Raw genomic sequence first — 16,293 nt, 5'->3', positions numbered from 1 at the left:
TGGTCGTTTCGGGAGAGGTGTTTTGGGTTACACTTCAGGTATTGAAGCGATCCTGCCGTAAATCGGACGCGTTTTGGTAGCCCAGCCAAGGCGCGTTTACGACATTATGGAGACCCGGCTCACATGGCTTCAACCTTCCTTGGTCAGAAACGTCTACGCAAGTACTATGGTAAAATCCGCGAAGTACTTGAAATGCCGAACCTTATTGAGGTTCAGAAATCATCCTACGATCTGTTCCTGCGCTCTGGCGACAGCGACACGCCGCTTGACGGTGAAGGCATCAAAGGTGTCTTCCAGTCGGTGTTCCCGATCAAAGACTTTAACGAAACCGCTGTGCTTGAGTTCGTCAAGTACGAACTGGAAAAGCCGAAATACGATGTTGAGGAATGTCAGCAACGCGACATGACTTACAGCGCGCCGCTGAAAGTCACCCTTCGTCTGATCGTGTTCGAAGTTGACGAAGATACTGGTGCGAAGTCCGTCAAGGACATCAAGGAACAAGATGTGTTCATGGGCGATATGCCTTTGATGACGCCGAATGGTACCTTTGTTGTGAATGGCACTGAGCGTGTGATTGTCTCCCAGATGCACCGCTCCCCCGGTGTGTTCTTTGATCATGACAAGGGCAAAACCCATTCATCCGGCAAACTGCTGTTTGCCTGCCGCATTATCCCATACCGCGGCAGCTGGCTCGACTTTGAATTCGACGCCAAGGACCTTGTGTTCTGCCGGATCGACCGCCGCCGCAAACTGCCTGTGACAACCCTGCTTTATGCGCTGGGCTTTGATCAGGAAGGCATCATGAATGCCTATTACGACACCGTTGATTACAAGCTGGCCAAAAAGGGCGCGGGCTGGACCACCAAGTTCTTCCCTGAGCGTGTGCGTGGCACTCGCCCTGCCTTTGATCTGGTCGATGCCAAAACCGGCGAAGTGATTGCTAAAGCAGGCGAGAAAGTGACACCACGGTCGGTCAAGAAACTGATCGACGCTGGTGAAGTGACCGAGCTGCTGGTCCCCTACGAGAATATCGTCGGCAAATTCGTCTCGGAAGACATCATCAACGAAGAAACCGGTGCAATCTACGTTGAAGCCGGTGATGAACTGACGCTTGAGATGGACAAAGAAGGCGAAGTCATCGGTGGTACGCTGAAAGATCTGGTTGATGCGGGCATCAAGACGATCCCAGTTCTTGACATCGATAACATCACAGTGGGCGCCTACATGCGCAACACAATGGCGTCGGACAAGAACATGAACCGCGAAACCGCGCTTATGGATATCTACCGCGTCATGCGTCCGGGTGAGCCGCCGACCGTTGATTCAGCATCCGCGCTGTTTGATACGCTGTTCTTTGACAGCGAGCGCTATGATCTGTCCGCCGTTGGTCGCGTAAAGATGAACATGCGCCTTGATCTGGATGCCGAAGACACCATGCGCACGCTGCGCAAGGAAGATATCGTGGCCTGCATCAAGGCACTCGTCGAACTGCGTGATGGCAAAGGCGATGTCGATGACATCGACCACCTTGGCAACCGCCGTGTCCGGTCCGTTGGTGAATTGATGGAGAACCAGTACCGCGTTGGTCTGCTGCGCATGGAGCGCGCGATCAAAGAGCGTATGTCTTCCGTTGAAATCGACACGGTGATGCCGCAGGACCTGATCAACGCCAAGCCAGCAGCGGCTGCGGTGCGTGAATTCTTCGGTTCCAGCCAGTTGTCACAGTTCATGGACCAAACCAACCCACTGTCCGAAGTGACGCACAAGCGCCGCCTGTCAGCCCTTGGGCCTGGCGGTCTGACACGCGAGCGTGCGGGCTTTGAGGTGCGCGACGTGCACCCAACCCACTATGGTCGTATGTGCCCGATTGAAACACCGGAAGGGCCAAATATCGGTCTGATCAACTCGCTGGCCACTTTCGCCCGCGTGAACAAATACGGCTTCATCGAAACGCCATATCGCAAGGTCACCGACGGCAAGGTCACGGACGAAGTGTCCTACATGTCCGCGACCGAAGAAATGCGCCACACAGTGGCGCAGGCGAACGCGAATATGGGCGCCGATGGGACCTTCAATAACGAGCTGGTCTCAACCCGTAAGAACGGTGACTACACGCTGTCGCCACGCGAAAACGTGGATCTGATCGACGTGTCGCCTAAGCAGCTTGTGTCTGTTGCGGCGTCCTTGATCCCGTTCTTGGAAAATGACGATGCGAACCGGGCCTTGATGGGGTCCAACATGCAACGTCAGGCGGTGCCACTCTTGCAGGCCGAGGCCCCATTGGTGGGTACCGGTATTGAGGAAGTGGTTGCACGCGACAGTGGTGCTGCGATCATGGCGAAACGCGCCGGGATCATCGACCAAGTCGATGCCCAGCGTATAGTTATCCGTGCAACCGAGGATCTGGAACTGGGTGACGCGGGCGTTGATATTTACCGCATGCGCAAATTCCAGCGTTCCAACCAGAACACCTGCATCAACCAGCGTCCGCTGGTGAAGGTGGGTGACAAGGTGCAAAAAGGTCAGGTTGTGGCTGATGGTCCGTCCACCGATATCGGTGAATTGGCCTTGGGTAAGAACGTGGTCGTCGCGTTTATGCCTTGGAATGGCTATAACTACGAAGACTCGATCCTGATCTCTGAGCGTATCGTGCGCGACGACGTCTTCACCTCGATCCACATCGAGGAATTTGAAGTCGCCGCCCGTGACACCAAGCTTGGGCCAGAGGAAATCACACGTGATATTCCAAACGTTGGTGAGGAAGCCCTGCGCAACCTTGACGAAGCGGGTATCGTATATATCGGTGCCGAAGTTGGCCCGGCAGATATCCTCGTGGGTAAGATCACACCAAAGGGCGAAAGTCCGATGACGCCGGAAGAAAAGCTTCTGCGTGCCATCTTTGGTGAAAAAGCATCTGACGTGCGCGACACATCTTTGCGCCTGCCACCCGGTGACTTCGGGACGGTTGTAGAGGTCCGCGTCTTTAACCGCCACGGCGTGGAAAAAGACGAACGTGCCTTGCAGATCGAGCGTGAGGAAGTTGAACGTCTGGCCCGTGACCGCGACGACGAGTTGGCGATCCTTGATCGTAACATCTATGCGCGTTTGTGGGACATCATCAGCGGTAAGAAAGCGGCGAAAGGGCCCAAGGGCTTTAAGTCGGGTTCTGTTGTGTCCGAGGAAAGCGTTGCCGATCTGACCCGTGGTCAGTGGTGGCAGTTGGCCATGGCTGACGAAGATGATGCCAAGATCGTGGAAGCGCTGAACGAACAGTACGAAATCCAGAAGCGTGCCATGGACGCGCGTTTCGAGGATAAGGTCGAGAAAGTGCGCCGCGGCGATGATCTGCCTCCGGGTGTGATGAAGATGGTCAAAGTCTTCGTGGCTGTGAAGCGCAAGCTGCAGCCCGGCGATAAGATGGCCGGTCGTCACGGCAACAAGGGTGTGATTTCCAAGGTTGTACCTATGGAAGACATGCCATTCCTTGCCGATGGTACCCCTGTCGACTTCTGCCTGAACCCACTTGGTGTTCCTTCACGTATGAACGTCGGTCAGATTTTGGAAACACACATGGGCTGGGCCGCACGTGGCCTTGGCATTCAGATTGACGAGGCGCTGGGTGAATACCGCCGTTCCGGTGATCTGACACCTGTGCGTGACGCGATGAAGATCGTCTATGGTGACAACGTTTATGACGAAGGCATCGCTGGCATGGACGAGGATGAGCTGATTGAAGCTGCGGGTAACGTCACAGGTGGTGTGCCGATCGCGACGCCCGTATTTGACGGTGCGAAGGAGGCTGATGTAAACGACGCGCTGGTGCGTGCCGGGTTCGACACCTCTGGTCAGTCAGTTCTGTATGATGGCCGCACCGGTGAGCAGTTTAGCCGCAAGGTAACGGTAGGCGTGAAATACCTGCTGAAGCTGCACCACCTTGTCGACGACAAAATCCACGCACGTTCCACCGGGCCTTACAGCCTTGTCACGCAGCAGCCATTGGGTGGTAAAGCCCAGTTCGGTGGCCAGCGTTTCGGGGAAATGGAAGTCTGGGCATTGGAAGCATATGGCGCGGCTTACACCTTGCAGGAAATGCTTACTGTGAAGTCAGATGACGTGGCAGGGCGGACGAAAGTCTATGAAAGCATCGTCAAAGGCGAGGACAACTTTGAGGCCGGCGTGCCTGAGTCGTTCAACGTGCTTGTGAAAGAAGTCCGGGGCCTCGGCCTCAACATGGAACTCCTGGATGCGGAGGATGAGGAATAGTCAAAGTTTCATCGAAACTTTGTGGACAGACTTTCGATGAAAGTCTGTCTTCCTCTCCCCTCCCGCCATACTGAAAAGGTATTGAAATGAACCAGGAACTGACAAACAACCCGTTTAACCCGCTCACACCGGCGAAAACGTTTGACGAAATCAAGGTCTCTTTGGCCTCTCCCGAACGGATCCTGTCGTGGTCCTTTGGTGAGATCAAGAAGCCAGAAACCATCAACTACCGCACGTTCAAGCCTGAGCGTGACGGCCTGTTCTGCGCGCGTATCTTTGGCCCGATCAAAGATTATGAATGCCTGTGTGGTAAATATAAGCGCATGAAGTATCGTGGCGTTGTCTGCGAAAAATGCGGTGTGGAAGTCACGCTGCAAAAGGTTCGCCGCGAACGCATGGGCCACATTGAACTGGCAGCACCTGTCGCGCACATCTGGTTCCTGAAATCGCTGCCATCCCGCATCGGCCTGATGCTGGACATGACGCTGCGCGATCTGGAACGCATTCTCTACTTTGAAAATTACGTCGTAATCGAACCCGGCCTGACGGACCTGACCTACGGCCAGTTGATGACCGAGGAAGAGTTCAACGACGCGCAAGACCTTTACGGCATGGATGCATTCCAGGCCAATATCGGTGCCGAGGCGATCCGCGAGATGCTGTCCCAGATCGACCTTGAGTCCGAGGCAGAGCAGCTGCGCGCTGACCTGAAAGAGGCCACAGGTGAATTGAAGCCAAAGAAGATCATCAAGCGTTTGAAGATCGTCGAAAGCTTCCTTGAGTCCGGTAACCGGCCCGAGTGGATGGTTCTGACGGTGATCCCTGTGATCCCGCCAGAACTGCGCCCGTTGGTCCCGCTGGATGGCGGTCGTTTTGCGACGTCTGACCTCAACGATCTCTATCGTCGTGTGATCAACCGGAACAACCGTCTGAAGCGCCTGATCGAATTGCGCGCGCCTGACATCATCGTCCGCAACGAAAAGCGGATGTTGCAGGAATCTGTCGATGCGTTGTTCGACAACGGCCGTCGTGGCCGCGTGATCACGGGTGCCAACAAGCGTCCGTTGAAATCACTGTCCGACATGCTGAAAGGTAAGCAAGGTCGCTTCCGTCAGAACCTTTTGGGGAAGCGCGTCGACTTTTCTGGTCGTTCGGTCATTGTGACCGGTCCAGAGCTGAAGCTGCATCAATGTGGTTTGCCGAAAAAGATGGCTCTCGAACTGTTCAAGCCGTTCATCTATTCGCGGCTTGAGGCCAAAGGCCTGTCTTCGACAGTCAAGCAAGCCAAGAAATTGGTCGAAAAAGAGCGTCCAGAGGTTTGGGATATCCTTGATGAGGTGATCCGCGAACACCCTGTCATGCTGAACCGTGCGCCAACGCTGCACCGTTTGGGCATTCAGGCGTTCGAACCTGTGCTGATCGAAGGTAAAGCGATCCAGCTTCACCCGTTGGTCTGTTCGGCCTTCAACGCCGACTTTGACGGTGACCAGATGGCGGTCCACGTGCCGCTGTCGCTGGAAGCGCAGCTTGAAGCCCGCGTTCTGATGATGTCCACGAACAACGTGTTGTCGCCATCGAACGGTGCGCCAATCATCGTGCCTTCGCAGGATATGATCTTGGGTCTCTACTACACCACGATCATGCGTGAAGGCATGAAGGGTGAGGGCATGAACTTCTCGGATATCGAAGAAGTCGAACATGCGCTGACCGCTGGTGAGGTGCATCTGCACGCCAAGATCAATGCGCGTATGACGCAGATCGACGATGAAGGTAACGAGGTTAAAGTCCGCTTTGAAACCACACCGGGCCGTCTGCGCCTTGGTGCCTTGTTGCCATTGAACGCCAAAGCGCCCTTTGCTTTGGTCAACCGTTTGCTGCGCAAGAAAGAAGTGCAGCAGATCATCGATACGGTCTACCGTTACTGCGGTCAGAAAGAATCTGTCATCTTCTGTGACCAGATCATGACTATGGGCTTCCGCGAAGCGTTTAAGGCTGGCATCTCGTTTGGTAAGGACGACATGGTTGTGCCGGATACCAAATGGGATCTGGTGAATGAGACACGCGAGCAGGTCAAAGACTTTGAACAGCAGTATATGGACGGCCTGATCACTCAGGGTGAAAAGTACAACAAAGTTGTCGATGCCTGGTCCAAGTCGAACGACAAAGTCACCGATGCGATGATGGCCACGATTGGTACAACGCCAACAATGGAAGACGGCTCTCAGGGTGAACCAAACTCGGTTTACATGATGGCCCACTCCGGTGCGCGTGGTTCGGTCACACAGATGAAACAGCTGGGCGGGATGCGCGGCCTGATGGCCAAGCCGAATGGCGAAATCATCGAAACGCCGATCATCTCGAACTTTAAGGAAGGTCTGACCGTTCTTGAATACTTCAACTCCACCCACGGTGCCCGTAAGGGTCTGTCTGATACGGCGTTGAAAACAGCGAACTCTGGTTACCTGACACGTCGTCTGGTGGACGTCGCCCAAGACTGTATCGTCCGTGAGGTCGATTGCGGCACAGAGCGTGCGATCACGGCTGAGGCCGCGGTCAACGATGGTGAGGTTGTTGCTTCACTGGCCGAGCGTGTGCTGGGCCGTGTTTCTGCTGATGACGTCATCAAGCCGGGTACGGATGAGGTGATCGTTGATGCAGGTGAGCTGATCGACGAACGCAAAGCCGACATGATCGATGTGGCGGGCATCGGCAAGATGCGTATTCGCTCACCTTTGACTTGTGAGTCAGAGGATGGCGTCTGTGCGATGTGCTATGGCCGTGACTTGGCCCGTGGTACCCGCGTGAACATCGGCGAGGCTGTTGGTATCATTGCGGCGCAGTCCATCGGTGAACCTGGCACACAGCTGACCATGCGGACATTCCACATTGGTGGTGTTGCCCAAGGTGGCCAGCAATCGTTCCAAGAGGCATCACAGCCCGGTAAGGTCCGTTTCGACAACGAAAACCTGCTGGAAAATGCCGCTGGCGAAATGGTTGTCATGGGTCGCAACATGACCCTGTCGATCATGGACGCGGACGAGAACGAGTTGGCCAGCCACAAGGTTGGTTACGGCTCCAAGGTCTTTGTGAAAGACGGTCAGGACATCCTGCGCGGTGACAAAATGTTCGAATGGGATCCATACACCCTGCCGATCATTGCCGAGCAGTCCGGTACAGCCAAATACGTTGATCTGGTCAACGGTATCGCCGTGCGCGAAGACACCGATGATGCAACGGGTATGACCCAGCGGATCGTGTCTGACTGGCGTGCGGCACCAAAGGGCAATGAACTTGCACCAAAGATCATCGTTCTGGGCAAGGATGGCGAAGCTGCGGTCAAGGAAGATGGCAACCCTGTTGCCTATCCGATGTCCGTGGATGCTGTTCTGTCTGTCGAAGATGGCGAAGAGATCAAAGCGGGTGACGTTGTCGCGCGTATCCCACGTGAGGGTGCCAAGACAAAGGACATTACCGGTGGTCTGCCACGTGTGGCCGAACTGTTCGAAGCCCGTCGTCCGAAGGATCACGCTATCATCGCTGAGATTGATGGTTATGTGCGCTTTGGTAAGGACTATAAGAACAAGCGCCGCATCGCGATTGAATCTGCTGACGATGCAGACGTGAAGGTCGAATACATGGTGCCCAAGGGCAAGCACATTCCGGTTGCGGAAGGTGACTTTGTCCAGAAGGGTGACTACATCATGGACGGCAACCCAGCCCCGCACGACATTCTTGCGGTTATGGGGGTCGAGGCCCTTGCGGACTATATGATCGACGAAGTGCAGGACGTTTATCGCCTGCAAGGTGTGAAAATCAACGACAAGCACATCGAAGTGATCGTGCGCCAGATGCTCCAGAAGTGGGAGATTCAGGACAGTGGTGACACCGTTCTGCTGAAGGGAGAGAACGTCGATAAGGCTGAGTTTGATGAGGCCAACGCAAAGGCACTGGCGCGCGGCGATCGCCCTGCACAGGGCGAGCCGATCCTGCTTGGTATCACCAAGGCGTCGTTGCAGACACGTTCGTTCATCTCTGCCGCGTCGTTCCAGGAAACGACACGCGTTCTGACCGAAGCGTCCGTGCAAGGTAAGCGCGACAAGCTGATCGGTCTGAAAGAGAACGTCATCGTGGGCCGTCTGATCCCTGCTGGTACAGGTGGCGCGACACAGCAGGTCCGCCGTGTTGCTGCAGACCGCGACAATGTCGTGATCGAAGCCCGCCGCGAAGAGGCCGAAGAGGCTGCACGTCTCGCTGCTCCGATGGAGATGGCAGATGTGTCAGAGGATCAGGTCTTTGCCGACGCTGTTGAGGTGCCGGAAGGCGACGACGCGTAAACGACGGATTTTAGAAATTAAGAAAGGCCCTCGCTTTGCGGGGGCCTTTTTGTTTAAGGGAATGTCTGGTTTGAGCCCAATGTGTCGCTTAGATTTCTAAGGATTTGGAATTCTTTTTAGGTTTTTTGCCGGAACCCAACCCTCTAAGCCAACTGCATTCTTGCACAAGACCCATCCGTGAGTTTCAGCTCTCCCGTGCAACTCTTCACCTTGACGACATGTTAGCTCAAGAGCTGAAAAGTCTGTAGTTGCATAGGTCTTGCTTCCAATACTATTGGCGAGATTGTCGGGTATCCAACCTTCTTGCCCAGCTTGGTTTTTTGCCCAAACCCAAACATAACCGTCCCAGTTATCGGTCTTGCCTGTCAGCCAGAATTCTTCGCCCTCTTTGAGCAAAATTGGATCATCATACGCCGCATCCCAATCTGCAACAACTTGATGGCTTCCCATTGGCTGATCTCCATTAGTGCAACCCTGATAATAAAGATCACATCTGGATGAAACTCAAGAATGGAGAACGGCGGTAATGTCCGCAAAGCCGCCAAGCGGAAAAACATTGCGGACGCTCTGCTCAATCCCCCTGATAGCTTGGCAATTGCGTCAACGCATTCCGCAGCGCTTCCCCCCAGCTATTCGATACCGTCTGGTAATAGGGATCATCTGCTTCAATCCGCGGTTTGTCCGACACTTCAAAACTGTCTGCCGTGTAGGTCTGCAAATCAAGCGGTAGCCCGACCGAGAGGTTCGCTTTAATCGTGGAATCAAAAGATACCAGCAACAGTTTGACCGCGTCTTCAAAACTCATGTCAGGGTCATAAGCGCGCACCAGAATCGGCTTGCCATATTTCGTCTCACCGATCTGGAAGAATGGGTTATCATCTGTCACCTCGATGAAGTTGCCCTCGGGATAGATCAGAAAGACTGTGGGTTTGCCGCCCTTGATCTGACCACCAAGGATGACCGAAGCTTTGAATTTGGACGCCGCCTTTTGTCCCTCGGACCCGCTGTCTGCGATCACCTCGCGCAGTGTTTCACCGATAATGCGGGCGACTTGAAACATTGTTGGTTGTTCAAGGATGGTTGGATTGCGTTCGGACACGATTTTGGATCGCTCGTCCAGCAGGCTTATCAGCGCTTGGGTCGTTGCCAAATTGCCGGCTGTCATCACTGTGATCACACGTTCGCCCGGCACGTCCCATGTGAACATCTTGCGCGTCACCGAAAAATTATCCACACCCGCGTTTGTGCGGGTGTCCGACATAAAGACAAGGCCCGTGTTCAGGCGCAGTCCAACGCAGTAAGTCATTCTATTATCCCGTGCAGAAACGTCCTGTGCGTGTCTATTGCTGAACTTGCAGCGATACAATCATCGCTTCTTGTGCAGAACCAAGACGGACACCTGATATCGGTGATGCATCCCGCGAATCGAGGCCTGTTGCAATCCTGACATAACGTTCGTCGGGGCAAATTCGGTTTGAGACGTCAAAGCCGACCCAGCCCAGCCCATCTATATGCGCTTCGGCCCAAGCATGGCTGGCGTCTTGGTCAATACGGTCGTTCATCATCAGATAGCCGCTGATGTAGCGCGCTGGGATGCCGGCAACCCGCGCTGCCGATACAAAGATTTGCGCGTGGTCCTGACAGACACCACCGCCTGCGCTGAGCGCTTCTTCCGCTGTTGTGCCCGCTTCGGTGCCGGTCGTGCTGTAGGGTGCCGCCGCAATGATGGCTGTGGAGAGGGCGTGCAGGCCATCCAGCGCGTCAGGTGCCTTTGTGATGATCTTCGCAAGCTTCTTGATGCCCCGGCCTGCTTGGGTTCGCAGGGTGCTTTGGCGAAAATGCCAAAGCGGCGCTGTGCCGTAGACCTTGCCAAACACACCGTCAGAGCTGTGCGTTTCAACTTCGCCTGTGACATCAACAGAGACTTCGGTTGTTCCCGCGTCGGCTTTTACCAATAGGGTTTTGTTCTGATATTGATCGTCGAACGTCAACTCAGTCTGCCCACCAGAAATCGTGACATCCCAGTTATGCACCGTCTGATGTTTGGAGCTGGCCGGGGTCAGGCGCACCTGTTGCAGGCCATATGAAACAGGCGCGTCATAGGTATATTTTGTAGTATGTTGAATGCGTAGTTTCATTATCCCACAAACCTATAATCTTGCTCAATCTGCAACCCCAGTGCGTTGTTTTGGCGGATGAATGACGTAATGAAGTCATGCAGGCCTTCGTCAAACACAGATGCGATGTCACGGTCACGCAGTATGTTGCGCTGTGCTTCGATCATCTCATGACAGGGCAGGTGGCGCTTATAGTCTTTTGCGAGATACCCCAGATTGTCTTCGAGCAGACGGCTGCAAAACGACAAGGAGCGGGGAAAGCGGCTGTCAAAGATCAGGAACTCGGCGATGCTGGCCGGTGAGATATCGTGGTCATTAAGCCACCTGAACGATCGATGCGCTGACACCGACCGTAGGATCGTTTCCCATTGCACATTGTCGAGTGTTGAGCCGACATAGCTCGCCGATGGCAGCAGCGTATAATACTTGACGTCAATGATGCGCGCAGTGTTATCTGCACGTTCCAGCGCGATCCCGATTTGCGTGAAATCGAAGATATCGTTGCGTAGCATCGTTCCATGAACAGCACCGCGGACAAGCGCTGTGTGGCGGCGGATTTCGCCTAGTACGGCAGGCAGTTTGGTTTCCGTTACGGGGGTCTTCAACGCGGCCCGCAGCGCCATCCAGCTTTCATTGACAGCTTCCCATACTTCGGTCGTCAGTGCCGTGCGCACCATCCGTGCGTTGGTGCGGGCATTCTCGATCGAGGATATCACGCTGGACGGGTTGTCTGTGTCGCGCAGCAAGAAATCCAGCGCATTGGCAGCGGTGTAGCCGTCATATTTCAGATCATAGTTGCGGCGCACACCGGCTGTCGTCAAAACCGATTTCCACTCTGATGCGGGGTCCTTTGATTTAGTCAGTGCAATCCGAAACCCGGCCTCGATCAGGCGTGCGGTGTTTTCGCTGCGTTCCAGAAAACGGAACATCCAATAGATGCCACCTGCGGTTTTTCCGAGCATATCGCTAGTCCTCCAAAACCCAGGTGTCTTTGGTGCCGCCGCCTTGGCTGGAGTTGACCACGAGTGATCCGGCCTTGAGTGCCACGCGCGTGAGCCCGCCGGGCGTGATGTTCATCTCATTGGGAGAAACCAGCGCAAATGGGCGCAGATCGACGTGCCGCGGGGCGAGCCCCTTTTTGGTGAAAATCGGCACGGTGGACAATGAAAGCGTGGGTTGCGCGATGTAGTTTGACGGCGAACGACGCAGTTTGGCTGCAAAGGTCGCGAGCTCTTTCTTGCTGGCCGCAGGACCGACCAGCATGCCGTAACCGCCTGATCCATGCACCTCTTTCACCACCAGATCGGACAGGTTATCGAGCACGTACTTCAGGCTGTCGGGGTCTGAACAACGGTAGGTTTCTACATTCCGCAAGATCGCCTTCTCGCCGGTATAGAACTCAATGATATCAGGCATATAGGAATAGATTGCCTTGTCATCCGCAATCCCCGTGCCAGGCGCATTGGCGATGGTGATATTGCCTGCGCGGTAGACGTCCAAAATTCCCGGTACACCCAGCATTGATGACGGGTTAAAATTCAGCGGATCAAGAAAGTCATCATCAACACGGCGATAAAGGACGTCGATGACCTGGTAACCTTCGGTCGTGCGCATCGCGATGCGCCCGTCGACGACTTGCAGATCATGTCCTTCTACCAGTTCGACACCCATCTGGTCAGCCAGAAACGAGTGTTCAAAATAAGCAGAGTTGTGGATGCCTGGCGTGAGCACAGCGACTGTCGGTTTGCCATCGCAATTGCGCGGCGCACAGGCAGCAAGCGAACGGCGCAGGTTTTTCGGATAATCACTGACGGGTTGGACTTTGATCTTGCTGAACAGTTCCGGGAACATCTGCAACATCGTTTCGCGATTTTCGAGCATGTAGGACACGCCAGAGGGCGTGCGCGCGTTGTCTTCAAGGACAAAGAAATCATCTTCACCAGTGCGCACGATGTCAGTGCCGACGATGTGCGTATAGATCCCGCCGGGGGGCGACACGCCAATCATTTGGGGCAGGAAGGCTTCGTTCTGCGCAATTAATTCAACGGGCACGATGCCTGCGCGCAGGATTTCCTGCCGGTGATAAATGTCATGCAAGAACGCATTGATCCCACGCACCCGTTGTTCGATCCCTTTGGACAGCTTTGTCCATTCGCGATTGGCGATGATACGAGGGATCAGATCAAAGGGTATCAGCCGTTCCTGGGCAGCGGCCTGACCGTAGACGTTGAAGGTGATTCCGGTGCGGCGAAAGAATGATTCCGCTTCTTTCGATTTCTTGGACAGGCGTGCAGCATCTTCTTGCGCGAACCACGTTTTGTATTCTGCATAAGGGCCGCGCACATTGTCGGTGCCGGAATGCATCTCATCAAAGTACTGTCGATCTAAAGTCATCCCACGATGCTAGCGGTTCTTCAAATAGTTACAAGACGATAGCGGAATGGCATATTTTATGCGATAACCTGCACATCGACAGTCTGCGCAAGCAGATCCATTTGACCATAAGACGTCATGAAAGATACATCAGCGGCGTCACGGCCTACCCCGATACGCACCATCTGGTCAGGATCGGCCATGCCTGTCGGATCGACAAGATGCCAAGCACCTTCAAGATAAACCTCGACGACGGCGTGAAAATCTTGCGGTTTGACATTGGGTGCGTAGACACTCGCCATGCGTGCGGGGATGCCCACCGCGCGCGCCATCGCGATCAGAACATGGGCATAGTCCCGACAGACACCAGCCATCGCGTGAAAACTATCGGTTGCAGTTGTCGCGCCGTTGCTGGCGGCGTTGTCATAGGTGAAATGATCGTAGATCCAATCGCTCATCTGCTGCACGAGTGTGCCGCCTGAGGCATCACCAAACTGCGCGGGTACAAAAGCGAAAAACGCTTCCGGGTGACAGTAGCGAGATGGCATAATGTAGGGTGTCACATTTTCTGATAGCGCTGCTATCGGGCTTGTTTTGAGTGACGGTAGCTGCATGGAGGGGCGATCTATGTCCACGAGTGCATGGTAGGAACATGCAAAGTTCCCTCCCACCTCGGCCCAGCGACGTTGGCCCACGCCATCTTCGCCGCCAATCACGTTCCATGCCAGTGGCTGTTTGGTGTGCAGGTTGCTTTGTACGATCACTTGCGTGTCGTCCTGTGCTGCCTCTATTTGCAACAAAAGGCTGCCGTTGCCGTGCATTACGTATTGCAGATGTGTCTGGATGGATATCCGCATCGTCAGCCATCATCCCAAAGATCGATACGCTTTCATTATCAGGCCGCATTGTCGAGGTGCGCTGCATCAAAATCGGCGATACCCGCGTATCTTTTGAACTTCGGCGTAGATTGTAACGTCGTTCGGCGGCGGTGAGGGCCCAGTGCCGTATATGTTTTCGTTTGGGGATTTTCGCATATCCGCACTACAATAGGTTGTGCATATGGCCCGTGCTACTTGGCTGGCACGATGCCGCTGATGACAGCGAGAAGATGTTCCATCGGCGCTAAATGGACTTTGTGCGATAACGACGAAAAGGATAATCACCCATGCCCAGCAAGATACTCGTTCCCGTGCGCGGCGATGGTATGATCGAAACAGTATTGGGTCACGCTGCCGCCCTTGCCGCACGCCACAACGCGCATATTGTTGTCGCGCATTGCCGGGCGCGGACCGAGGATCTAATGCCTTACGGCGTACAGCTGCCGTCCTTTGCGCGCGACACACTGGCGGAACAGGTCCGTCAACTTGCCGAGCGGGAAGAAGAGGGTGCGCGCGCTCAGGTGAACGATTTGGCTGCAGCACTTGGTCTAACGCAAATGGACGGGACGCAGCGCGATGTGGCCTCAATTGATATTGTAGAAGAAGATGGTCTGATGGCCGATATCATCAAACGCAACGGACGGCTTGCTGATCTTGTGGTGGTTGCGAAACCCGACAGGGACCGCAATTTGGGCTCTAACTCGCTTAAGTCGGCCCTGTTTCGTACTGGACGACCAGTTATGATGTGCCCGCTGGGCAGGTCCGCCCCGTCCAACTTTGGGCAGCACATTGCTGTGGCCTGGAACGGATCGCTTGAAGCATCGCGCGCGGTGGCGATGACGCTGGATCTGGCCGAATCAGCGGATACGGTGACCATTCTGAGTGGCGGCATGAGTGATACACAGGGTGCCACGGCAGATGAATTGGTCAATTATTATCAACTGCATGGGGTCACGGCGAACGTCCATCGGTTCGATGGTCGCAACCCAGGTGAAGAACTGCTGAAAAAGACAACGGAACTTGGCGCAAGCCTGTTGGTGATGGGGGCTTACGGACAGAATCATGAACGTGAGACGCTCTTTGGTGGGAATACGCAGATCGTTGTAGATAAGGCAGAAATACCCGTTGTTTTTGTACACTAAAGTATTCATTCACGACGCAACAAAGTTTTACTTGTAATACATTTTTAACAAGATAGTTTCTTGGTATTGCAGGTGAATTTTTTTCCCAAGTACAGGTCCCGGTTGCATCATAATGCGCCGGTTCAAACACGCAGAGCTATCTTAGGGGATTATCCGATGAATTTGACGAAACGTATGCTTATGAGCATGGCCGGTGCCGCATTGATGTTTGCCGCGCCCATGCAGGCTGTGGCGCAAGATTGGCAGCCACGCAAACCCATTGATTTTGTGATCATGGCCGGTGCCGGGGGCGGTGCAGATCAGATCGCCCGCTTCATTCAGGCCGTGGCCGAACAGGAAGATCTGACCACCCGTCCGCTTGTTCCAAACAACAAAGGCGGTGGATCGGGCGCAGAGGCGCTGATCCATGTCAGTACGGCCAGCGATCCGGATCATACGATCCTCGTCACTTTGAACTCTTTCTTCACGACGCCGTTGCGCCAGCAAAACCTTGGGATTGATATCCAGACATTTACGCCTGTGGCGATGATGGGTGTCGATCCGTTTGTCCTATGGGTCCACAAGGATAGCGGCATCACGACGTTTGAAGAATACGTCGCGAAAGTGCAGGAGATGGATGGTGAGTTTGTCATGGGCGGTACGGGTGCCGGTCAGGAAGACAGCATTGTTATCGCCTATATGTCCGGCGCGTATGATCTGGATATCAAATATATCCCCTATGACGGCGGCGGTGCCGTTGCCAAAGACCTTGCAGGTCAGCAGATTATGGCAACCGTGAACAACCCGGCAGAAGCAAAGGGTTTTTATGAAGCCGGTGATTTTGTCCCGCTTCTTGCCTTCTCGGATGAACGTATGCCGGCATATCCTGATGTGCCGACAATCAAGGAAATGGGTCACGATTTTTCGTACTATAACCAACGTGCCATTGTGGGTGCACCGGGGATGTCTGAAGAAGCCGCCGCCTATTATCAGGACCTGTTCACCCAAGTATATGAAAGTGAACAGTGGCAGGGGTATCTGACCTCCGAAAGCTTGTCCCCGCTATGGATGGATGCCGCTGAACAGCGCGATTATTGGGCGCTGCAGGTTGAAAATCACCAAGCGCTGCTAGCCGCTTTGGGTGAGTAACCCAAGCTGGGATTGAACTTCAGACCCCGAATGGGGCGTTTACCAACAAGGAGGGCCA

10 protein-coding genes are annotated in these 16,293 nt (G+C 54.5%); 4 read left to right on the top strand and 6 right to left on the bottom strand.

All coding sequences use genetic code 11. The features are described from left to right. Positions 1-123 precede the first annotated feature (123 nt). Positions 124-4,263, top strand: coding sequence for a DNA-directed RNA polymerase subunit beta (gene rpoB, locus BC777_RS16670; RefSeq protein ID WP_100369319.1), 4,140 nt, complete (start codon positions 124-126; stop codon positions 4,261-4,263). An 86-nt stretch (positions 4,264-4,349) separates the two neighbouring features. Further along, positions 4,350-8,597, top strand: coding sequence for a DNA-directed RNA polymerase subunit beta' (rpoC, locus tag BC777_RS16665; RefSeq protein ID WP_100369318.1), 4,248 nt, complete (start codon positions 4,350-4,352; stop codon positions 8,595-8,597). 96 nt (positions 8,598-8,693) lie between these two features. Here rpoC and BC777_RS16660 read toward each other — a convergent pair whose 3' ends face one another. The 6 genes from BC777_RS16660 to BC777_RS16635 form a co-directional block, all read right to left on the bottom strand. Then, the gene (locus BC777_RS16660) at positions 8,694-9,047 is read right to left on the bottom strand and encodes an SH3 domain-containing protein (protein ID WP_100369317.1); all 354 of its coding nucleotides are present in this window, start codon (positions 9,045-9,047) and stop codon (positions 8,694-8,696) included. Positions 9,048-9,168: 121 nt separating this feature from the next. Further along, positions 9,169-9,903 (bottom strand): proteasome-type protease, encoded by a 735-nt coding sequence (locus tag BC777_RS16655; RefSeq protein ID WP_100369316.1) that lies wholly within the window; start codon positions 9,901-9,903, stop codon positions 9,169-9,171. Between the two features lie 34 nt (positions 9,904-9,937). Then, positions 9,938-10,735 carry a transglutaminase family protein gene (locus BC777_RS16650; RefSeq protein WP_100369315.1) on the bottom strand — a complete coding sequence of 266 codons (798 nt, stop codon included), beginning with the start codon at positions 10,733-10,735 and terminating at the stop codon, positions 9,938-9,940. Next, positions 10,735-11,676: an alpha-E domain-containing protein gene (locus BC777_RS16645; RefSeq protein WP_100369314.1), complete on the bottom strand. Its 942-nt coding sequence runs from the start codon at positions 11,674-11,676 to the stop codon at positions 10,735-10,737. Before BC777_RS16645 ends, BC777_RS16650 begins: the two co-directional genes overlap by 1 nt. 4 nt (positions 11,677-11,680) lie before the next feature. Further along, on the bottom strand, positions 11,681-13,108 hold the full coding sequence (locus BC777_RS16640) for a circularly permuted type 2 ATP-grasp protein (RefSeq protein ID WP_100369313.1): 1,428 nt from the start codon (positions 13,106-13,108) through the stop codon (positions 11,681-11,683). 56 nt (positions 13,109-13,164) lie between these two features. Continuing rightward, positions 13,165-13,944, bottom strand: a complete 780-nt coding sequence (locus tag BC777_RS16635) for a transglutaminase-like domain-containing protein (RefSeq protein ID WP_245834415.1) — start codon at positions 13,942-13,944, stop codon at positions 13,165-13,167. A gap of 308 nt (positions 13,945-14,252) precedes the next feature. On the opposite strand from BC777_RS16635, the gene BC777_RS16630 reads away from it, so the two are divergent. Continuing rightward, positions 14,253-15,107 (top strand): universal stress protein, encoded by an 855-nt coding sequence (locus BC777_RS16630; RefSeq protein ID WP_100369312.1) that lies wholly within the window; start codon positions 14,253-14,255, stop codon positions 15,105-15,107. 156 nt (positions 15,108-15,263) lie between these two features. After that, entirely contained in the window at positions 15,264-16,235 is a 972-nt protein-coding gene (locus BC777_RS16625; RefSeq protein ID WP_100369311.1) for a Bug family tripartite tricarboxylate transporter substrate binding protein, read from the top strand. Positions 16,236-16,293: the final 58 nt, after the last annotated feature.

Origin of the sequence: Yoonia maricola, assembly GCF_002797915.1 — a bacterium.
GTDB classification, from domain to species: Bacteria; Pseudomonadota; Alphaproteobacteria; order Rhodobacterales; family Rhodobacteraceae; genus Yoonia; species Yoonia maricola.
Note: the sequence above shows the minus strand (reverse complement) of the source record. Positions and strands in the feature narration are given on the sequence as shown.